We start from the raw sequence: 20,912 nt of genomic DNA on the forward strand, positions 1-20,912 counted from the left end.
AAGAACGGGCTTCCCCGCCAATTTACTAGGCGATTGCCCGGATCCGCCGCGCGGTATAGATGGCCACCAGGCTCATCACGATGGTGAAGTAGCCCAGCACCTCGTAGTGTTGCAGCTTGCCGTCGGGCCCCTCGGTGATGATGAAGCCGGCAATGACCGTGCTGAAGAAGAGGGCCATTTCGTTGACCGACTGGCGGATACTCATAAAGCCCCCCCGGTTTTCGGGGCGGACCACGGACGTGATCATGGTCGTGGCCGGTACGTTGCGCCCACTGGCAACGACGAAGAAGGAACTCGTCACCACGAGGGCCAGAGGAATGGAGGTGGTATCCAGGTTGGTCAGGGCATAGATGCTGAACAAGGCCAGGAAGGAGGCCCCGGTAAAGATGCGGAGCCGCCCGTAGCGGTCCGCCAGCCGCCCGAACAGCGGCAGCAGGAACACGGTGAGTAGTCCCCCGATGAGATAAATGAGGCTCACTTGTTTGTCCGCGAAGCCGATGTTGATCTGCATGTACGGCGCGATGAAGGGGATGATGGTGAAGTGGCCAAGCATCAGGGTAAGCGTGAAGAGCAAAGCGGCCCGCTGATTGGGGTCGGTAAAGATGGCGCGGAAGGGGTCGACGACCCTGCGGACCAGCGAGGTGGGCTGCAGCAGCTGGGCTTCCGGGTCACGGCCGACCTCGTCTAGGTCGCCGTCGGGCACGATGGTCTGTTCCACCAGGTGGCCGCGCATGGGGGGCACGAAAAAGAAGGCGACCGTCACGAAAACAGCCGCCAGTCCCGCCGTGGCGTAGAAGGGAGCGTGCCAGGTAAATTCCGCCGCGATCCAGATGCCCGCCGGCACCCCGACGACCGAGGCGGCGGAGAAGGCCGTCATGACCCAGCCCATCGCCGAGGCGCGGCGCTCCAGGGGAATGACGTCGCCCACGATGGCCAGCACCAGCGCGCCCAGGGTGCCGCCGAACAGGCCGGTGCCGAAGCGGGCCGCCAGCAGGAAGAGGTAAGTGGGGGCAAAGGCACAGGCCAGCGTGCCGAGCGTAAAGCAGGTGAAGAGGAACAGCAGAGCCGCGCGTCGGTCGAAGCGGTCGATGACTACCGTGCTCACCAAATTGCCAGCGAAGGCCGCCAGCGCGTAGGCCGACACGACCCAGGCAAACTGTCCGGGACTGATGTCGAAGGATTCCATGATCGTCTTACCGAGCGGCATGATGATCATGAAGTCGATGATGTGGCAAAACTGCACCGTGGCCAGGATGAACAGCAGTCGCCTCTCGCTGATCATTCCGGGCGGCTTTGGCAGATCTCGACGAGCACGCCGCCGGTGCTGCGGGGATGAAGGAAACAGACCAGCTTGTTGTCTGCTCCCGGGGTGGGAACTTCCTGGAGCAGCTCAAATCCGTCCTCCCGCAGGCGACGCATTTCCGCCATGATGTCCTCGACCTCGAAGGCAAGATGGTGAATGCCGGGGCCGCGTTTGTCGAGGTACTTCTGGATAGGACCGCGCTGATCTTCGGGGGCGACGAGTTCGAGTTTGGCCGCCCCGTCACCGGCGGTGAAAAAGCTGGTGGTAACGGACTGACTCTCCACCGTCTCCCGCTTATAGGGGGCGCGGCCGAGCAGTCGTTGCAGGAGAGCTTCGCTTTCGTCCAGATTAGCGACGGCGATGCCGATGTGTTCGAGCTTCATGGATGGGTTTTTTGGGCGGGTCCGCGGGTGCAACGAACGTACAATGAGCCATGCGTGGAACGCGAAGGATAAGCCCGCTCGGCGTGCAACGCCCCGGCCGGTTTAACTTTGCAACTCCCCGCACTTCCAGTAACGTTCCTTCGCCATGACAGTTTCCGACACCGCCAACGATATTCGGACCTCCTTATCGCTCCTGCGCGCCGCCGCCCTCCACCTCAACCGCCTGCCCGCCGAGCGCCTGAATGCCTGTCTGCGCCGACTGGCCGACCTGGCCGAAGAAGAAACCCCCGCCCTCCTGGCCGCCAACGCCCTCGATCTGGCGCGCATGGACCCCCGGGATCCGAAGTACGACCGTTTGCTCCTCAACGAAGACCGGCTCCGGGCCATCGCCGGTGACCTCCGCCGCGTTGCCGATCTGCCTTCCCCCTTGGGCAATACGCTGGAGGAGCGGGAACTGGCCAACAGCCTGCAACTCCGACGGGTCAGCGTCCCCATCGGCGTAGTGGGGGTGGTCTTCGAATCGCGACCCAACGTGACCTTCGACGTATTCGCCCTCAACCTCAAGGCCGGTAACGCCACCGTGCTGAAGGGCAGCCGGGACGCCGCCCATAGCAACCGGGCCATCAAGATCCTCATCGACCGAGCCCTGGAAGAAACGGGATTGCCCGCCGCCTGCTTCCTGGCTCCGGCCGAACGGGAGGCGCTACGCCCCATTCTGACGGCCGACGGACTGGTGGACGTCATCATCCCCCGCGGAAGTCAGGGACTCATCGATCACGTGCGGGCCAATGCTACCGTGCCCGTGATCGAAACCGGTGCCGGCATCTGTCACACCTACGTTGACGCGAGCGCCAATCTGGACTGGGCCCGCGACATCATCACCAACGCCAAGGCACGCCGGGTGAGCGTTTGTAACGCCCTGGACTGCCTGCTCCTACACCGCGATCTGCTCCAAAAGCTGCCCTTTTTACTGGAGGAACTGGCGGGTGACCACGCCTGCGAAGTCTACGCCGACGCGGAAGCCTACGCCGCGCTGGAACGTGATTACCCTGCCGACCTCCTGAAGCACGCCGACGAAGACTCCTTCGGCACGGAGTTCCTCCGCATGGCCATGGCCGTAAAGGTGGTCGGCGATATCGATGCCGCGATCGCCCACGTGGAAAAATACGGCAGCCGGCATAGCGAAGCGATCGTGAGCGACGACGACATCAACCAGGCCCGCTACCAACGGGAGGTGGACGCCGCGGTGGTGTTCGTCAACACCAGTACCGCCTTCACCGACGGCGGGCAGTTCGAGCTCGGGGCCGAGATCGGCATCAGCACCCAGAAGCTCCACGCCCGCGGACCCATGGGACTCGCCGCGCTGACGAGCTACAAGTGGCTGGTGGAGGGCGCGGGACAGGTGCGGTAGGGGGGTGCCGGTACTAATTTTAAATTTAAAATTGCCGATTTAGCTACCGCTGTTTGGTGCTCGCTGCGCTCGTGGGCTGAAGCCGGCGGCGGACTAAAGGGGTAGTGGAATTCTCCGGATAAGGGGTTTTGTGGAATTTTAAATTTAAAATTGCCGATTTAGCTACCGCTGTTTGGTGCTCGCTGCGCTCGTGGGCTGAAGCCGGCGGCGGACTAAAGGGGTAGTGGAATTCTCGGGAATAAGGGGCATTGTAAAATTTCAAATTTAAAATTGCCAATTTAGTAGGTGCTGTTTGGTGCTCGCTGCGCTTGGGAGCTAAATTGGTCGGCGGACTAGGGGAAGCAAAATTTGCTGGAGGCAGTGGCATTCCTGGGCCGCACTGTACTTTGCGAACCATGCGACTTCGATTCCCCCGCGTACGATTCACGACGACCGCCCTGAACCTGCGGTTGGCCTTTGTGATGTTGTTCGTGGCGGTGGGCATCGGCACGGTGGGGCTGATGCTGATCGAGGATTATTCCCTGATCGAGGCGATCTACATGTCGGTCATCACTATCTCCACGGTAGGGTTTAGCGAAGTGAGGCCGCTTTCCGCGGGGGGGCGCATTTTCGTTTCCGTCATGGTCGTAATCAATATCGGGGTAGTAGCTTATGTACTGGCGGCCTTCTCGTATTATGTCATCGACGGTAAAATATTTGAGACCATGCAGTATAACCGGATTCAGTCGAAGATCGCCGCGATGGAGGGGCATACCATCGTTTGCGGGTACGGCAAATACGGCAGTGAGATCATCGGCCACTTACGGCTTCACAATCACCCTTACGTCGTCATTGAACAGGACGCCGAAAAGATCGAACCCCTGATCGACGAGGACGAAAATGCCCTGTACGTACTCGACGACGCTACCCACGACGAAGCCCTCTTCGCGGCGGGAATCGAGCGGGCCGGCGCCCTGATCACGGCTTTGAACGACGACAGCGACAATCTCTTCATCGTACTGTCCGCCAAGGATCTGAATTCGGGCTTGCGGATCGTGAGCCGCGCCAAGGAGCTTCGCAGCCGCCAGAAACTGATGAAGGCCGGTGCGAGCCACGTCATCATGCCCGAACAGATCGGTGGGTTCTACATGGCCACGCTGATCTCCAAGCCGGGGGCGGTCGAATTTTTCAGCTTCATCACCAACGAGCTCTCGGCCGACATTGGCTTTGAGGAACTGCGCTACGATCAGTTGCCGGAAAAGTATCAGGGAAAACCGATCATGGAGCTGAGCCTGCGCTCCAATACCGGCGTCAACATCATCGGCCACCGGTTGGAGGGGGGAAGGTACCGGGTGAACCCCGGTCCGGATACCGTACTGCGTCCCGAAGGAAGCTTCATCGTCGTCGGCAACCCCCAGCAGCTCGACAAATTTCGTAAGCTCTTTCACCTGGAATAAGACCGGACACCCACGCCGCCCGGGGCAGACTCGCGACTTACCGTAAGGAAAGAAAGCGAACGGTGCGGTAGGGTGACCGGCCCGGTAAGTAAATGCCATCCGCCGGGTTTGGCCCTTCCGTTCGGCCGTTTTAGCTAATCTTTAACCCCATGCAACTCTTCACCGACCTTACCGGCCCGAACCATCGTCGCGCACTGGGGCGCGCCATCACGCTGGTGGAGAGCAGCCGCCCGGAAGACCAGGACGCGGCCGCGGCACTCATCGCACGTGCCGAACAGCATGCGCGCACGAAGAGCACTTTCCGCCTCGGCATCAGCGGCACCCCCGGCGTGGGAAAATCCACCTTCATCGAAGCCTACGGTACCGAAGTGCTGAAGCGGGGCCACCGGCTGGCAGTACTGGCCATCGACCCGACGAGCAGCCTTAGCGGGGGCAGCATCCTGGGGGATAAGACCCGCATGGAAAGCCTCACGCGGGAAGCGAATGCCTTCATCCGCCCCAGCCCCAACGCCGGGGAACTTGGGGGGGTAGGGCCGGCCAGTCGCGCGGCCGTTTTGCTCTGTGAAGCGGCGGGCTACGATTACATCATCGTCGAGACGGTGGGCGTAGGGCAGGCCGAATGGCAGGTACACGCCATGACGGATGCCTTTCTGCTGCTCGCCCAACCCGCCGCCGGCGACGACCTGCAGGGCATCAAACGCGGCATCCTGGAACTCGCCGATCACCTGGTCGTAAACAAGGCCGACACGCTGCCCCGGGAAGCCCGGCTGGCCGCCGCCGAACTACGCCGGGGACTGCACCTGGCACCCCCGCGGCCGGACGGATGGGCCGTGGAGGTCGCCACCGCCAGTGCCCTTACCGGGGCGGGCGTGGAGGCGGCGGTGGACCGGATGGAACACTTTCGCCGGCAGCAAGCGACTTCCGTTGCCGCCCGGCGGCGGCAACAGCGGACGGATTGGCTGCGCGAACAACTTAACCGCGAACTGCTCCGACGGCTGCACGTTTACCTCAGGGTTGCCGGGCTGGAAAACGACCAACTTCGCGCCTTGCTCGACCAACACCTCACCATTCCCGCCACCGCGGATGTTATACTGACGGATTTTCTAAAATACAGTAAACCATGAGATCATTTTCCACCCTGGCCATCGTCGTTGGTATTCTGGCCGTCCTGCTCATCGCGGGTTGCTCCAGCTACAACGGATTCGTTAATGCCGAGGAGGACGTCGAGCGCGTTTGGTCCGACGTAGAGACCCAGTACCAGCGCCGGGCCGACCTCATCCCCAATCTGGTCAATACCGTCAAGGGGGCCGCTGAATTTGAGCGGGGGACCCTCGAGGCGGTTACCGAAGCCCGCGCCAAGGCTACGTCCATCACCATCAATGCCGATGATCTGACCCCCGAAAAGCTCGAACAGTTCCAGGCGGCTCAGGCCCAGGTAAGTGCCGGACTCGGACGCCTCCTGGCCACCGCCGAAGCTTACCCCCAGCTGCAGTCCAACGCCCAGTTCCAGGCGCTGCAGGACGAGCTGGCCGGCACGGAAAACCGCATCAGTACCGCCAGAATGCGCTTCAACGAGCAGGCGACTCAGTACAATAAGAAGGTCCGGCAGTTTCCGGGAGTGGTTTTCGCCTCCGTATTCGGCTTCGACCAGAAGCCTCAGTTCCAGGCCGAGGCCGGTGCGCAAAACGCCCCGACGGTCGAATTCTGATGGTAAAATTCTTTAATACGGAGGAAGAAGCCCGGATCATCACGGCCATTCGGGAGGCGGAAACGGCGACTTCCGGGGAGATCCGGGTGCACGTCGAAGTCGGTGCCCGCAAGCCCGCCCTCGAAATCGCCAAACGCATCTTTGGGGAACTGGGTATGGAAAAGACCCAGGACCGCAACGGCGTGCTCATCCTCCTGGCCGTCGACCGCCGCGAATTCGCGATCGTAGGGGATACGGGCATCAACAAGGTAGTACCCGCAGACTTCTGGGCCACCGAGCGCGATCTGATGCAGCAGTACTTTAAGCGGGGGGAGTTCGCCGCGGGTATCGAACTGGTCATTCAGCAGATCGGCGCGAAACTTAAAACCTACTTCCCCTACCAGACCGACGACGTTAACGAACTCCCCGACGAGATTTCTTACAACAAGCCCAAGTAAATCCCGCACCACCGGGCCAGGCCAAAATGCGAACCGTGAACAACCGATCCTCCGTACTGAATCTCTCCCGTGGCTGGTTGTCGGTGCTGCTCCTGTTCGTGCTGTCGCTGGCGATGGTGGCCCAACCGGCCATTCCCGCGAAGAGCGACCAACTGGTCAACGATTACGCGGGCTTGCTCAGCGCTGCCCAGCGGGCGGAGCTCACCCAACGCCTAAACGACTACGCCCGGGAAACTTCCACTCAGATCGCGGTGGTCACGGAAGCCTCACTACAGGGCGAGGATGTCTTCGACCGCAGTCTGGCCATCGCCTCCGGTTGGGGCATCGGTGGATCGGAGCAGAAGGACAATGGCGTGCTGGTGTACATTGCCCGTGACGACCGTAAGATCTTTATCCAGACCGGCTACGGTGCCGAAGGCTTTCTCAACGACGCCCGCGCCGGCCGTATCATCCGGAACATCATGACGCCCGCCTTCCGGCAGGGTGACTACTACGCCGGCATCGCGGGAGCCACCCAGGCTATTATGGATGCCGGGCGGGGAGAATACACGGCCGATGAAGTCCCCGAAAGCAGCGGCGGCATCCCCCCGATCTTCGTCTTCATGTTTATCTTCTTCATCTTCATGCTGCTGAACCGCTACGGGAACCGCCACGACGATGATGACGACGACGATGGAGGATACTGGCGCAACGGACGCTACGATAAAGATGATCCCCGGCGGCGCAGACGGCGTGGGGGCGGCTGGTTCATCCTGCCCGGTGGCTTCGGCGGCGGCGGCGGTGGTGGTTTTGGCGGCGGGGGCGGCTTCGGGGGAGGCGGCGGCTTCGGGGGCTTCGGTGGGGGTGGTTTCGGCGGCGGCGGCGCGGGCGGTGGCTGGTAAGCTTTAACGTCACATTCACAGCCGTTCGCGGTCCGGGAGCGTTGCCCCTATATTCGCCTTACCGTTAACGCCCCGACCATGCGACTAGTCCTGATCTTTTGTTCCCTATTGCTGTCGGCCGGTGCCTTCAGCCAGTCCGCCGCGGCGAGCACCTGGCAGGACCTGGCCAAGGTGACTTACGAAAAGAAGTACGATGAGCTGTTGGGCTTCAAGGTGGACGTGCCCGTTTTTGCCGAAAGTATCCGGGCGATGGAGGGGAAAATCATCGAGATCAGCGGCTACATCGTGCCCGTGGAGGGGTACAAGAGCCACCGGGAGTTCGTCTTTAGTGCCTACCCGTACAACATGTGCTTTTTTTGCGGGGGCGCGGGTCCCGAGACGGTGATGGAAGTGACCGCTTCCGAGCCCGTTAAGTACAGTACGTCCCGGATTACCCTGCGCGGGAAGCTGACCCTCAACGACAGCAATATCAATCGGTTGATGTACCTCCTCACCGACGCCGAACTCGTAACGAAGTAGCCCTCCTACGCCGGCGAGCCATCCGTCGCATACGATTGACTGATGACGGGAGGCGAACTCAGGACGGCGATAACCCTCAGAATACCCAGCCTTGACAATTAAGTATGTAACCCCGTGCCTACTGTTTATGCTCCTGCTCCTGTCCGGGTGCCAACCGGATCCCGCCGCTCCCATTGCAGATACGGCTCCTGCGACCCCGCCCGTGAAGAAAGACGCGAAGCCCGTCCCGAAATTTGACCGGGACAGTGCCTACGCTTACGTTGAACGGCAGGTGAACTTCGGTCCGCGGATAGTGAACAGCGATGCTCACCGCCAGACGAAAGCATGGTTGGTCGACCGGCTCGAAGCCTTCGGGGCACAGGTAGTCGAACAGGATTTTACGGCCGAGGCCTACGACGGCACGGAACTCCGCGCCACGAACATCATTGCCTGCTACGCACCCCAGCTGTCGGACCGCATTCTGCTGGCGGCCCACTGGGACACCCGCCCCTTCGCCGACAGTGAACTGGAAACCGACCCGAATGCCGTCGTGAACGGCGCCGACGACGGTGCCAGCGGGGTAGGGGTCTTACTTGAAGTCGCCCGACAGCTCGGTCTGAATACTCCCGACATCGGAGTCGATATAGTACTACTGGACGCGGAAGATTACGGGGAAGCGAACGGCGGCAATCGCAACAGCTGGGGGCTTGGCGCGCAGTACTACTCGCGGAACGTCCCGCAGCCTAAACCCCGCTTCGGTATCCTGCTGGACATGGTGGGGGGCCGGGACGCGAACTTCGCGGTAGAAGGATACTCGGAGAAATACGCCCCGGAAGTGGTACGCAAGGTTTGGCGTCTGGCCGACGGGATGGGCTACGGCAACTACTTCGTCAACGAGCGGGGTGGCGCGATCACCGACGATCACTACTTTCTGAATACGATCGCGGGCATCCCGACCATCGACATCATCAACCACCGGAAGGATACGAAGAGCGGGTTCGTCGAGCACTGGCATACCGGCAACGATAATATGGACGTGATCGACAAGCGGACGCTCCGGGCGGCGGGCCAGGTCGTGCTCGCTACGATCTTCCGCGAAGCGGCGGGTACGCTTTAACCGCGTCCGCATTTTCTCCGGTAGTGGATGATGCGTAGCGTTACTGCGCGGAGCGAAGCAATGTACCCATGTCCACCTTCGGGCCGATCAGGCCGGCCAGCTCCTCGGCTTTGACGCGCACCTGCTCCAAGGTATCACGGTCGCGGACGGTCACGGTGCCGTCCTCCAGGCTGTCGAAGTCTACGGTAATGCAGAAGGGGGTACCCACCGCGTCCTGCCGGCGGTAAAGCTTGCCGATCGAGCCGGTATCGTCGTACTGCACCTCGAAGCGGAAGCGCAGGTCATTGAAGATGTCCTTAGCCATGCCGACCAGCCGCTCGTCGTTGCGCTTCAATGGCATGATGGCCGCCTTGATGGGCGCGATGGCGGGGTGCAGCGATAGTACGGTGCGGGTGTTGTTCGGATCGTCCTGGCCGGGAACCTGCTCGTCGCGCAGGGCGTGGGTGAGGGTGGCGAGGAAGAGGCGATCGGCTCCGATGGAGGTTTCCACGACGTAGGGGACGTAGCTTTCCTTCGTTTCCGGATCGAAGTACTGCATTTTCCTGCCCGAGAGCTCCTGGTGGGCGCTGAGGTCGAAATCGGTGCGGCTGTGAATACCTTCCAGTTCCTTAAAGCCAAAGGGAAATTCGAACTGAATATCCACCGCGGCATCGGCGTAGTGGGCCAGATTATCGTGGTCGTGGAAGCGCAGTTTACTCTGGGGGTGGAGGGCCAGGTGCCACTTCAGGCGGGCCTCCTTCCACTTTTCGTACCATTCCTGCTGGCTGCCGGGTTGGATGAAGAACTGCATCTCCATCTGCTCGAATTCCCGCATGCGGAAGATGAACTGGCGGGCGACGATCTCGTTGCGGAAGGCCTTACCGATCTGGGCGATGCCGAAGGGCAGCTTCTGGCGGGTGGTCTTCTGTACGTTGGTGAAGTTGACGAAGATGCCCTGGGCGGTTTCGGGGCGGAGGTACAGTTTGCCTTCCTCGCCGGCGATGTTGCCGAGTTGGGTGGAGAACATGAGGTTGAACTGCCGCACGTCGGTCCAGTTCTTACTACCGGTATCGGGCTCGCTGATGCCGAGGTCCTCAATGATCTGTTTGAGTCCGGCCATATCGCCGTCGGTCATGGCCGTAGCCAGACGCTTGGCTACTTCCTGGTGCTCCTTCGCGTAGCGCTGTACGTTGGGGTTGGTGTCACGGAACTGCGCCTCGTCAAAGGAATCGCCGAACCGCTTCCGGGCCTTGGCGATCTCCTTATTGATCTTGCCCTCGATCTTGTCCATGTACTCCTCGATGAGCACGTCGGCACGGAACCGTTTCTTCGAGTCCTTGTTGTCGATGAGCGGATCGTTGAAGGCGTCGACGTGACCGGAGGCCTTCCAGGTTTTGGGGTGCATGAAGATGGCCGCATCGATGCCCACGATGTTATCGTGTAACTGTACCATACTGCGCCACCAGTACTCCTTGAGGTTGTTCTTCAGCAGTACGCCGTTGGGGCCGTAGTCGTAAGCGGCGGCCAGACCGTCGTAAATTTCACTGCTCTGGTAGATGAAGCCGTTCTCCTTGGCGTGGGCGGTAAGGGCTTTGAAGTCGATTTCGGTGGCCATGGCGGTAACTGTTTGGGGGCGCGAAGATAGGAAGACGCGTTGTACCTTCGGCAAACACCAATCTACCCATGGGAGAAGAAAAAGTTAACGTACCCACTCAGGACAGTCGGTCCGCCTTCACCCATCACCTCCTGCAGGACGTGCAGGCCCTGGAGTTCATGCTCAAACATAAGATGTTCGAGACGGATACCATCCGTATCGGGGCCGAACAGGAGATGTGCCTGGTCGACAAAAAGACCCTGAAGCCGACGCCGAAGAACATGGCCGTGCTCAAGCGGCTGAAGGACTATCCCTGGGCCACGACCGAGATCGCCCGCTTCAATCTGGAGACCAACTTCACGCCCCAGGTCTTCCGGGGCGATGCCCTGCGGAAGATGGAGGAGGAGAATATGAAGCAGCTCCGCATCGTGAAGGAGGCGGCAAAGGCCAGCAACGCCCAGTTGGTCCTGACGGGCATCCTGCCTACCCTGCGAAAGTTCGACCTCAATCTCGAGAACCTGACGCCCAAGCCGCGTTACCTAGCCCTCATCGAGGCCATTAAGGAGCAGCAAAAGAACGAGCGGGGCTTCACCCTCAATTTGCAGGGCATCGATGACTTGCACATTCACCACGACAGCCCACTGCTCGAGGCGTGCAATACCAGCTACCAGGTCCACCTACAGGTGACGCCCGATACGTTCGTTCCTCTCTACAACATCGCCCAGGCGGTGGCCGCGCCCATCCTGGCGATCGCGGCCAACAGTCCGCTGGTCTTCGGCAAGCGACTGTGGCACGAATCCCGGATCGCCCTGTTCCAACAGTCGCTCGACGTTCGTACCAGCAAGGAGCACATGCGACAGTCCGAGCCCCGCGTAAGTTTCGGCACCCGCTGGCTCGACCAGAGCCTTATGGAGATCTATAAGGAGGATATTGCCCGCTACCGCGTGTTGCTGGGCACGGAGATCGACGAAGACAGCCTCGAAATGCTCCGCAACGGAGACATTCCCAAACTCCGTGCATTGCAAGTACACAACGGCACCGTCTACCGCTGGAACCGCCCCTGCTACGGCATCAGCGACAACGGAATGCCCCACCTGCGGATTGAGAATCGCGTGCTTCCGGCCGGACCCACGGTACTTGACCAGACCGCCAATGCCGCCTTCTGGCTCGGGGTAATGATGGGAATGGCCCATAAGTACAAGGACATCCGCGAGCACATGAGCTTCGCCGACGTCAAGGATAATTTCTCTAAAGCCGCTAAATTCGGCATAGACACCCAGTTCACCTGGTTCAACAACCAGAAGATCAACTGCCGCGACCTCATCCTACAGGAGTTGTTGCCGCTGGCCTACGACGGACTCGTCGCACAGGGCATCGATCAACCGGACATCGAGCGCTACCTCAGCGTGATCCAGGGACGGGCGGAGGTGCACCAGAACGGTGCCCGCTGGCTCCTGAAGTCGTTCACTCAACTCACCGAGCGGGTGAACCGCGACGAGGCCGTGACCATCCTCACCTCCCAAATGGTTAAATGCCAGTTGGAGCAGGATCCCGTGCATAAGTGGCCGATTCCGAAGGTTGAAGATCTGAAGCACTACCGCCCCGTCGGATTGCGGGTCGAGGAATTTATGGAAACCGACCTGTTTACCGTCCGCGAGTCCGACCTTCTGGAACTAGTCGGCGACCTGATGGACTGGCGTAAACTCCGCTACCTTCCGGTCGAGGATGAAGACGGTCACCTCTGCGGTCTCATTACCACCCGCAAGCTGCTGCGCTACTACATCCACAAGGGGCGCATGGAGAATGAAGCGAACGATTACCAGACCGTCGGTGATCTCATGATCAAAAATCCGACCACCGTAAGTCCCCAGACGACCATCAAGGAGGCTATGCAAATTATGCGCGGAAGTAAGCTGGGCTGTCTTCCGGTCGTGAAGGACAACGAATTGGTCGGCATCATCACGGAGATGGACTTTCTGCGGGTGGCGGGCAGGCTGATTGAGAGGCTGAAGTGAGGGGGGTAAATTTTAAATTGGAAATTTTCAATTTAAAATTGTGTGGCTCTGCTCAGCGACTGCGTCGGCTTCGTTTTGGCGGCAAGGGGGGGGAGATTTACCATTTACAAGTTACCATTTTCAATTTCCAATTGACGGCTTTGCTCAGCGACTGCGTCGGCTTCGTTTTGGACAGCCAAATGGTACATGGTACATCCGTAAATGGTAGATGGTAAATCCCACTTAGCGATCAATCCGCCGGGACTTATAAATTGCTGGAGTAGGCACTGCTATGTGACAGCCAAATGGTACATGGTATATCCGTAAATGGTAAATGGTAAATTTTTGGCTAAACCCTGTGGCAACCGAATTAAGTGCTCGGTCAAAATTCCCACGCCGTCAGCGGGCCAGTCCAACAGAGTCACCGTGGCGAATATGACTGCACGGTAGCCAATCTTAAATGAGCAATTTTAAATTACCCTCCCGGTTGGCTGAAGACTCCCGCCCCGCAAGCCAGCTCAGGATACTTGGTGCATGGTAAATTTTAAGGTTGTTCCGTATGTCAGCCGAAATTCACCTGTTCAATTTTAAACCTGAAAATCCACGCCGTCAGCGGGCCAGTCCTACAGAGTCACCGTGGCGAATATGGCTGCGCGGTAGCCAATCTTAAATGAGCAATTTCACATTTTAAATTACCCTCCCGGGTGGCTGAAGACTCTCCCGCACGGCGGCCAAATTGTAAGTGGTACTTTTGAAGCCGTAAATCGTCCATCCCCATGCCCCACCACCCCCGCCTGACTCCCATGAACGACAAGGTGACCCTCCTGTCGCTCACCAAAAGTATGTACCTGAGCGAGCAGATTGCCGAGGCCTACGGCCATCCGCTGGGGCAGTTTCGGGTCAGCCGGTTCAGCGACGGGGAGATGCAGCCCATCATCGAGGAGTCGGTGCGCGGAGAATACGTTTTCATCATCGGCAGCACCTTCCAGCCCAGCGATAATTTAATGGAAATGCTGCTCACCATCGACGCCGCCCGGCGCGCATCGGCCGGTTACGTCTGCGCCGTAATTCCCTACTTCGGCTACGCCCGTCAGGACCGTAAGGACCGGCCCCGCGTACCCATCAGCGCCAAGCTCATCGCCAACCTGCTCGAAGCGGCGGGGGTCGACCGCATCATGACCCTCGATTTTCACGCCGATCAGATCCAGGGATTCTTCGACATTCCCGTCGATCACCTCCAGAGTCAGGCGATATACATTCCTTACTTTCAGGAGCAGGATATGAGCAATGTGATCTTCGCCAGTCCCGACATGGGAGGGGTGAAACGCGCCCGCGCCTACGCCAAGCACTTTGCCCGCGATATGGTCATCTGCGATAAGTACCGCAAGCGGGCCAACGAGATCGCGGGTATGACCCTGATCGGTGACGTGACGGGCGGCGACGTGATCCTGGTCGACGACCTGGTCGACACCGCCGGTACCCTCTGCCGGGCCGCCGATCTGATCATGGAAAAGGGTGCTCGCTCCGTCCGCGCCATCGCCACCCACCCCATGCTCAGCGGCAACGCCTACCGCAACATCGAGAACAGCCAGCTGACCGAGCTCATCGTGTCGGATACCATCCCGCTGAAGGAGTCCTCCGAAAAGATCAAGGTGCTCAGCTCCAGCGACCTCTTCGCCACGGCCATCCAGAATACGCACAACAACGAGAGCATCTCCGCCCTTTTCGTCAACTAGCCCGTGGGCCGGATGGTTAATTAAGGGCATGCCCGCACGCAAACTTTACGACTACAACGCCGATTTTCGCGCCGAACTCGCCCGCCTCAATCCCGGTCAGCGGGCCGCCGTCGAAGCCATCGAAGGGCCCGTCATGGTGCTGGCCGGACCCGGTACCGGCAAAACCCACCTGCTCGCCGCCCGCATCGGAAACATCCTGCTAAAAACAGATGCCGGCGCCCACAACATTCTCTGCCTGACCTTCACCGATGCCGGCGTAAAGGCCATGCGCCAGCGCTTGCTACAATTCATCGGTCCGGAGGCTCACCGGGTAAGCATTAATACGTTCCACAGCTTCTGTAGTAGCGTGATCCAGAACAATCTGCACTACTTCGGACGCCCCGGTCTGGAGCCACTGTCGGAGCTGGAGCGTATTCGCATTATCCGGGAACTGCTGGACGGCCTCCCCCAGACGGACCCCTTACGGCTCGGCTACCACGAAGCTTACCATTACGAAGACCACCTCCAGGACCTCTTTGCCCAAATGAAGGCCGAGAACTGGACGGAGGACGATCTACGGCAACGCATCGAGCGCTACGTTGCCGGACTGGAGGAACATCCGGATTTCATCTACCGGCGGAAGTACAAGGACAAGCAGAAGGGCGACCCCCACGTCGGTAAGATCGCCGAAGAGCGGCTACGCATGGATAAGCTGGCGAGTGGAGTAGCTCTGTTCTCCCGTTACCAAGACATGCTCAGACGGCAACGCCGCTACGACTACGGCGATATGATCGGGTGGGTTCTACGGGCCTTCCACGATCATCCGAGCCTGCTCCGGAGTTATCAGGAGCGCTACCGCTACCTGCTAGTCGACGAATTCCAGGATACCAACGGCAGCCAGGACCGCATCATCCGTCACCTCACCGATTACTGGGAAAATCCCAACGTCTTTATCGTAGGCGACGACGATCAGGCGATCTATGAGTTCCAGGGAGCGCGCCTGAATGCCATGGTCGATTTTCACAATCGCTACGCGCGCGACCTCACCGTCGTTACCCTCAACGAAAATTACCGCAGCACCCAGGCCATTCTCGACGGCGCCGACGCTATCATCACCCGCAATACGCTTCGCATCGGGGATCGGCTGCCGGAACGGCAAATCGACAAACGGCTCAGTAGCAACCAACAAGCGGGCGGGGACGCAGGAGCCGTGCCGGACCCGGAAAAAAGCCGTGACGTCCGGTACCTGGCCTTCACCGACCACCGGCAGGAAACGGGCTACGTTGTTAATCAATTGCAGCACTGGCACGACGCGGGCGTTCCCTGGTCCGAGATGGCCGTGATCTACGCCAAACACAGTCAGGCCGAGCTGCTGCGTCACCTGCTGGAACGGGCGGGTATTCCTTACCGCAGTAAGCGTCGGCCCAATGTCCTCGACGGCCGGCCGGTACGCCAGCTGCGGGAATTGCTCCGCTACCTGCAGGCGGAACACGAGCGGCCGGGAACGGGGGAGTACTTGCTCTACCGGATTTTGCACTTTCGCTGCTTCGGTCTGCATCCCCACGATCTTGCCGTGATCAACCTGGGGCGGCTGGACACCCTCGACCGGGAGGGCCGCCTCCCCAGCTGGCGGGAGTACCTGCGGCAGTCGGAGCTCTACCCCTACGGACTGGAAGCCCCCGCGGAGATCCGCCGGGTGGCGGACTGGCTGGAGGAAGGTATCGGACTGGTCGGAAGCCTTACCCTACCGGAATTCGTGGAATGGGTGCTGAACGGATCGGGGCTGCTGGCCGCCGTCCTCCGGGATCCGAACCGGGCGGAACTGCTGCAACACGTGGCCACCTTTACCGACTTCGTCCTGCGGGAAATTGCCCGCCGACCACGTCTGACGCTGACCGATCTTCTCGACACTCTCGTGCAGATGGACGGCAACCGCATCGAACTGCCGCTACGTTCCCACCTGGACCAGGCGGATGCGGTTCTGCTGGTAACCGCCCATAGCGCGAAGGGGCTGGAATTCGAAAAAGTATGGATGCTCGACTGCTCCGAAAAGGCCTGGGGACCCGGAAGCGGGCGCGCCAGTAGTCGGTTTAAACTTCCGGATACGCTGACTTATGCCGGTACGGAAGATGAGGAGGAGGCACGCCGGCGATTGTTTTTCGTGGCCCTCACCCGGGCGCGTAGCGAGGTGGTCCTATCCTGTGCGGAGCTGAGTAGTAAGGATAAATTGCAACAACACGTCGTTTTCGTCGATGAGCTGATCGAAGCCGGTGGGGTGGAAGCACGCGACGCCAATCTGGATGCGGATACCCTGGCGGAATTGGCGTACCTGCAACTGCAACCTAAGGATCGAGCCCGCTTTCCCGTGCTGGAACGCGCCGCCATCGCGGAGTTGCTGGTAGATTTCCGGCTAAGCGTGAGCGCACTCTACGCATATCTGGATTGTCCACTGCGCTTCTACTACGAAAAATTGCTCCGGGTGCCGGACCGCGAGCGCGAACGCACCGTCTACGGATCGGCATTACACGAGGCGCTTCAGGATTATTTCCTGCGTATGAAGCGCGATCCCGCCCACGTCTTTCCCAGCCGGGAAGAACTGATCTACAACTTCGAAATTGCCCTCGGCAAACGCCGCGGAATGCTCACCGTGAAGGGTTACGCCAGCCGGCTAGAACGTGGCCGACGGGAGCTGGCCACGTACTACGACCGCTACCACAAATCGTGGGTGCAGGAGGTCGAGATCGAGTACCGGATCCAGAATGCCGAAGTGGACGGCATCCCCCTGACCGGCATCATCGACCGGATCGACGTGATCAACGATGCCTACGTACGAGTGGTGGATTATAAAACGAGCACCGGCGGGACCGGTAAGCTGCGCCGTCCCGGAGAAAAGAACCCCCACGGCGGTGACTACTGGCGGCAGCTCACCTTCTACAAATTGCTGTACGATAACCGCCCCGGCAATCTCCGGCGGGTGCGGGAAGGCCGCATCAGTTACCTGCTCACGAACCCGGACGGAGAACAGGCGGAGGAGCGCCTTGAGTTGCTGCAGAAGGATACGGATGCGCTGCGTGCCATCCTCCGAACCGTCTGGGACGCCATTCAGGATCAGCAGTTTACGGGCTGCGGCAAGCCGGACTGCGAGTGGTGTCGCTTCGTCCGTGACCTCAGCGACGAAGTTCCCCTAAAGCACACCGAGGAAGTATATGGCCTTGACGACCCCACGTAGCGACGGCTTGAGCCGTCACGCTGTACCTCACGTGTAGCGCCGGCTTGAGCCGTCGAACTGTACCTAACGTGTAGCGACGGCTTGAGCCGTCACGCTGTCATATGGATAAGCAGCCGAACGGCTAAAGCCATCGCTACAGAAAAGCCGAACGGCTAAAGCCGTCGCTACAGGAAGGGATTTTCCCGCCGTTCCTCCCCGATCGTCGTCGCGGGTCCGTGCCCCGGATAGACCACCGTTTCATCGGCCAGCGGCATCAGCTTGGTCAGGATCGAGCCGATCAGCGCGTCGTGATCGCCCAGTGGCAGGTCGGTGCGTCCGATCGACCGACGGAACAGTACGTCGCCCGCGATTACGTAGCCTTCCTTACGGTTGTAAAAACAGATGCTGCCGGGAGAATGGCCGGGACAGAAGAGCACCTCGAAACTATTCTCTCCCAAACGGACGGTATCTCCTTCGTGAATGAAGTAGTCCGGGGCGGGGGAGGGCGTCATGGGGGGTATGCCGTATGCCTGGACGATCATGGGCGCCGCCTCCAGCACTTGTTCCTCCAGGGGGTGAATGCCCAGTTGCAATCCATACTGCTGCACTACGAAAGCGTTGCCGAACACGTGATCGAAGTGACAGTGGGTGTTGATAAGCTTTACGGGTTTCAAACCAAGTCGATCGATGGTCGCTACCAGTTCGCGTTCCTCGGCCGGGGTGAAGCAGCCGGGGTCGAAAATGATGGCTTCCTTGGTGTCGGTATCGTAGACGAGGTAGGTGTTTTCCTGAACGGGATTTTGGGTGAGGCTGACGACGGTGGTCATGGATCGTAGTTCGGTTGGGGTTTAACGAAGAACGGCAGACCGACCGGCAATCCGGAGAATGCCAGGCGGGTCTGCCGTTTGCTGAAAAATGGTGCTCCCGCGTTCCCGCCAGAGCAGGGCCGCGTGCACGTACGGAGGATCGGCCTAGCTGTTCATGGTTGCCAGGAATTCCTCGTTGCTGGTGGTATTCTTCATGTGGCGCATCAGGAACTGGAAGGCTTCCTCCGGTTTCATGTCGGCCAAGTGGTTGCGTAGGATGAACATCCGCTGCAGGACGTCGCGGTCAAGCAAAAGATCGTCGCGGCGGGTGCTGGAACGGGTGAAGTCGATGCTGGGGTACATCCGCTTGTTGGCCAGCTGGCGGTCGAGTTGAAGTTCCATGTTACCGGTACCCTTGAATTCCTCGAAAATAACCTGGTCCATTTTGGAGCCGGTATCGATGAGGGCGGTCGCCAGGATGGTCAGCGAGCCACCGCCGTCGATGTTACGGGCGGCGCCGAAGAACTTCTTGGGTTTCTGCAGGGCGTTAGCCTCCACACCACCGGAAAGCACCTTGCCGGAACTGGGTTGTACGGTGTTGTAGGCACGCGCCAGACGGGTGATGGAGTCCAGCAGAATACAGACGTCGTGGCCGCTCTCTACCAGGCGCTTCGATTTTTCGAGAACGACGTTGGCCACGCGAACGTGGTTCTCCGCCGGTTCGTCGAAGGTGGAGCTGATGACCTCGGCCTTTACGCTGCGCTTCATGTCGGTGACTTCCTCGGGGCGCTCGTCTACGAGCAGAACGATGAGGTAGGTCTCGGGGTGGTTCTTGGCAATGGCGTTGGCCACGTCCTTAAGCAGGAAGGTCTTACCGGATTTGGGCTGGGCGACGATGAGTCCCCGTTGTCCTTTACCGATGGGCGCGAAGAGGTCCACTAAACGCATGCCGTAGTCCTTACCGTGGGTGGAGCCGGAGAGCGTGAACTTCTCGGTCGGGAACTGGGCGGTCAGGTAGTCGAAGGGAACGCGGTCACGAATGTCCTTCGGGTCGAAGCCGTTGATCTTTTCGACGTCGAGCAGGGCGAAGTACTTCTCGCCTTCCTTGGGGGGCTTGACGGGACCACGCAGGGTGTCGCCGGTACGGAGGCCGAACGACTTGACCTGCTGCTGGCTGACGTACACGTCGTCGGGGCTGGTCATGTAGTTGTAGTCCGGCGACCGGAGGAAACCATAGCCGTCGGGCATCATTTCCAGGATACCCGTGGCGCTGATGATGCCGTCGAGTTTGTACTCCGGTTGGCCGCCGCGACGGTTTTCGTTGCGGTTGCTGTTGCCGCGGTCACCGCCGCGGTCGTTGCTCCGATCGTTCCGTTGCTGGGGCTGATCGTCGTTGCGGGGGCTCCGACGCTCGTTGTTTCCTCCTCCCCGGCGGTTGCTGTCGTCGCGTTCCTCTACGCGGCCGCGATTGCCGTAGCGGTCGTTGCGTTGCTGTTGCTGCTGATCGTCGTTGTTGTCACCGCCCCGTCCGCGGCCACGGCCGCGATTGTCCTGACCGTCGTCGGACTTTTCGTTGTTACGGTTGCGATTACCGTCCTGCTTGTCGTCGGACTTTTCGTTGCGGCTGCCGCGGTCATCCTTCTGGGAAGAAGATTCCTCGCGCATGCTGCGGCGGCCCCGGCTGCGGCCACGGGTGGGTTTGTCGTCGTCGGATTTACCGGACTCGCGGTTGTTGTTTTTGTTATCGTCGTCGCCGTCGTTATCGTCCTTATGGTTGGAGCGGCCGCGGCCCCGTACGGGGCGTTTGGGCTCGTCGGAGGTATCGGCGGAATTGTTGTTGCGGCTGCTGCGGCGGCCCCGGCTGCGGCCGGATTTTTCGTCTTTCTCTTCCTCGGCGGATTCCTCGTTCTTACGGGCGGCGGATGCGGCGGCGGCGGCGCGGCGGTTGGGTACGCGGTCGGTATCGGAGGCGGCCGGCGGTTCGCTGACGCTCTCGGTACCCTTCACGGCCTGCTGTTCGAGCAGGGTGAGGATGAGATCTTGTTTGTTGAGCTTTTTGTAGGACTTGAGGCCAAGTTTTTCTGCATAGTCCCTTAATTCGGGAACCAGCATGCTCTGTAGTTGCGCTATGCTAAACATCTATTGGGATAGTACGTAAGGGGGGGTGGTAGAGAAGGCGGCGTTCCCAATGATCGGGAGGTGCCAAGTGAGAATTAGGAAACCGATGGTTAAGGGCGGGCTTCCCGAGCGGAAGCGTAGAATAGGCCCTTGGTGCGGAAAGGATGAAAGTCGACCGGCGGGAAGGGCAGAAATGCCACCTCCAAGGTCTGCGCGCGGAATCGCTTGCCCCACAAAGCTACAACCTAATTTCGGAATGTGCTGTGCCGGCGGCGACCGCTCTGCAACTAAATACATCTGTCGTAGCATATTGTTCGGCGGGGG

General features: G+C 60.1%; 16 protein-coding genes. 11 read left to right on the top strand and 5 right to left on the bottom strand.

All coding sequences use genetic code 11. The features are described from left to right. Positions 1-25 precede the first annotated feature (25 nt). Both NMA52_RS00615 and mce read right to left on the bottom strand, forming a co-directional pair. The gene (locus tag NMA52_RS00615) at positions 26-1,282 is read right to left on the bottom strand and encodes an MFS transporter (protein WP_254825687.1); all 1,257 of its coding nucleotides are present in this window, start codon (positions 1,280-1,282) and stop codon (positions 26-28) included. Further along, positions 1,279-1,686, bottom strand: coding sequence for a methylmalonyl-CoA epimerase (mce, locus tag NMA52_RS00620; protein WP_254825688.1), 408 nt, complete (start codon positions 1,684-1,686; stop codon positions 1,279-1,281). Before mce ends, NMA52_RS00615 begins: the two co-directional genes overlap by 4 nt. A 145-nt stretch (positions 1,687-1,831) precedes the next feature. Here mce and NMA52_RS00625 point away from each other — a divergent pair, with 145 nt between their 5' ends. From NMA52_RS00625 to NMA52_RS00660, 8 genes are all read left to right on the top strand, one after another. Beyond that, positions 1,832-3,097, top strand: coding sequence for a glutamate-5-semialdehyde dehydrogenase (locus NMA52_RS00625; RefSeq protein ID WP_254825689.1), 1,266 nt, complete (start codon positions 1,832-1,834; stop codon positions 3,095-3,097). A 395-nt stretch (positions 3,098-3,492) separates the two neighbouring features. After that, positions 3,493-4,533: a TrkA family potassium uptake protein gene (locus tag NMA52_RS00630; RefSeq protein ID WP_254825690.1), complete on the top strand. Its 1,041-nt coding sequence runs from the start codon at positions 3,493-3,495 to the stop codon at positions 4,531-4,533. A 149-nt stretch (positions 4,534-4,682) separates the two neighbouring features. Then, a complete protein-coding gene (gene meaB, locus NMA52_RS00635; protein ID WP_254825691.1) occupies positions 4,683-5,657 on the top strand; it encodes a methylmalonyl Co-A mutase-associated GTPase MeaB in 975 nt (324 codons plus the stop codon). After that, positions 5,654-6,241: a LemA family protein gene (locus tag NMA52_RS00640; protein WP_254825692.1), complete on the top strand. Its 588-nt coding sequence runs from the start codon at positions 5,654-5,656 to the stop codon at positions 6,239-6,241. The genes meaB and NMA52_RS00640 overlap by 4 nt, the downstream gene beginning before the upstream one ends. After that, positions 6,241-6,678: a TPM domain-containing protein gene (locus NMA52_RS00645; protein WP_254825693.1), complete on the top strand. Its 438-nt coding sequence runs from the start codon at positions 6,241-6,243 to the stop codon at positions 6,676-6,678. Before NMA52_RS00640 ends, NMA52_RS00645 begins: the two co-directional genes overlap by 1 nt. A gap of 35 nt (positions 6,679-6,713) precedes the next feature. Further along, a complete protein-coding gene (locus NMA52_RS00650) occupies positions 6,714-7,559 on the top strand; it encodes a TPM domain-containing protein (protein WP_254825694.1) in 846 nt (281 codons plus the stop codon). Between the two features lie 78 nt (positions 7,560-7,637). Then, a complete protein-coding gene (locus NMA52_RS00655; protein WP_254825695.1) occupies positions 7,638-8,078 on the top strand; it encodes a hypothetical protein in 441 nt (146 codons plus the stop codon). 127 nt (positions 8,079-8,205) lie between these two features. Continuing rightward, positions 8,206-9,174, top strand: a complete 969-nt coding sequence (locus NMA52_RS00660; protein ID WP_254825696.1) for a M28 family peptidase — start codon at positions 8,206-8,208, stop codon at positions 9,172-9,174. 40 nt (positions 9,175-9,214) lie between these two features. On the opposite strand, the gene NMA52_RS00665 is transcribed toward NMA52_RS00660, so the two are convergent. After that, complete coding sequence (locus NMA52_RS00665) at positions 9,215-10,768, bottom strand: glycine--tRNA ligase (RefSeq protein ID WP_254825697.1); 1,554 nt, start codon at positions 10,766-10,768, stop codon at positions 9,215-9,217. A gap of 68 nt (positions 10,769-10,836) precedes the next feature. Here NMA52_RS00665 and NMA52_RS00670 point away from each other — a divergent pair, with 68 nt between their 5' ends. From NMA52_RS00670 to NMA52_RS00680, 3 genes are all read left to right on the top strand, one after another. Further along, entirely contained in the window at positions 10,837-12,762 is a 1,926-nt protein-coding gene (locus NMA52_RS00670) for a CBS domain-containing protein (RefSeq protein WP_254825698.1), read from the top strand. A 755-nt stretch (positions 12,763-13,517) separates the two neighbouring features. Next, positions 13,518-14,477: a ribose-phosphate pyrophosphokinase gene (locus NMA52_RS00675; protein ID WP_254825699.1), complete on the top strand. Its 960-nt coding sequence runs from the start codon at positions 13,518-13,520 to the stop codon at positions 14,475-14,477. A 28-nt stretch (positions 14,478-14,505) separates the two neighbouring features. Next, a complete protein-coding gene (locus NMA52_RS00680) occupies positions 14,506-17,685 on the top strand; it encodes an ATP-dependent DNA helicase (RefSeq protein WP_254825700.1) in 3,180 nt (1,059 codons plus the stop codon). Between the two features lie 164 nt (positions 17,686-17,849). On the opposite strand, the gene NMA52_RS00685 is transcribed toward NMA52_RS00680, so the two are convergent. Together NMA52_RS00685 and rho are read right to left on the bottom strand one after the other, a co-directional pair. Then, a complete protein-coding gene (locus NMA52_RS00685) occupies positions 17,850-18,491 on the bottom strand; it encodes an MBL fold metallo-hydrolase (protein WP_254825701.1) in 642 nt (213 codons plus the stop codon). A 144-nt stretch (positions 18,492-18,635) separates the two neighbouring features. After that, positions 18,636-20,609 carry a transcription termination factor Rho gene (rho, locus tag NMA52_RS00690; RefSeq protein WP_256534068.1) on the bottom strand — a complete coding sequence of 658 codons (1,974 nt, stop codon included), beginning with the start codon at positions 20,607-20,609 and terminating at the stop codon, positions 18,636-18,638. Positions 20,610-20,912: the final 303 nt, after the last annotated feature.

This window comes from Lewinella sp. JB7 (genome assembly GCF_024297185.1).
Lineage (GTDB): Bacteria > Bacteroidota > Bacteroidia > Chitinophagales > Saprospiraceae > Neolewinella.

Coding starts and splice junctions, on each gene's coding strand:
- NMA52_RS00615 (WP_254825687.1), bottom strand. CDS start 1,282: ATGATCAGCGAGAGGCGACTGCTGTTCATCCTGGCCACGGTGCAGTTT.
- mce (WP_254825688.1), bottom strand. CDS start 1,686: ATGAAGCTCGAACACATCGGCATCGCCGTCGCTAATCTGGACGAAAGC.
- NMA52_RS00625 (WP_254825689.1), top strand. CDS start 1,832: ATGACAGTTTCCGACACCGCCAACGATATTCGGACCTCCTTATCGCTC.
- NMA52_RS00630 (WP_254825690.1), top strand. CDS start 3,493: ATGCGACTTCGATTCCCCCGCGTACGATTCACGACGACCGCCCTGAAC.
- meaB (WP_254825691.1), top strand. CDS start 4,683: ATGCAACTCTTCACCGACCTTACCGGCCCGAACCATCGTCGCGCACTG.
- NMA52_RS00640 (WP_254825692.1), top strand. CDS start 5,654: ATGAGATCATTTTCCACCCTGGCCATCGTCGTTGGTATTCTGGCCGTC.
- NMA52_RS00645 (WP_254825693.1), top strand. CDS start 6,241: ATGGTAAAATTCTTTAATACGGAGGAAGAAGCCCGGATCATCACGGCC.
- NMA52_RS00655 (WP_254825695.1), top strand. CDS start 7,638: ATGCGACTAGTCCTGATCTTTTGTTCCCTATTGCTGTCGGCCGGTGCC.
- NMA52_RS00660 (WP_254825696.1), top strand. CDS start 8,206: ATGCTCCTGCTCCTGTCCGGGTGCCAACCGGATCCCGCCGCTCCCATT.
- NMA52_RS00665 (WP_254825697.1), bottom strand. CDS start 10,768: ATGGCCACCGAAATCGACTTCAAAGCCCTTACCGCCCACGCCAAGGAG.
- NMA52_RS00670 (WP_254825698.1), top strand. CDS start 10,837: ATGGGAGAAGAAAAAGTTAACGTACCCACTCAGGACAGTCGGTCCGCC.
- NMA52_RS00675 (WP_254825699.1), top strand. CDS start 13,518: ATGCCCCACCACCCCCGCCTGACTCCCATGAACGACAAGGTGACCCTC.
- NMA52_RS00680 (WP_254825700.1), top strand. CDS start 14,506: ATGCCCGCACGCAAACTTTACGACTACAACGCCGATTTTCGCGCCGAA.
- NMA52_RS00685 (WP_254825701.1), bottom strand. CDS start 18,491: ATGACCACCGTCGTCAGCCTCACCCAAAATCCCGTTCAGGAAAACACC.
- rho (WP_256534068.1), bottom strand. CDS start 20,609: ATGTTTAGCATAGCGCAACTACAGAGCATGCTGGTTCCCGAATTAAGG.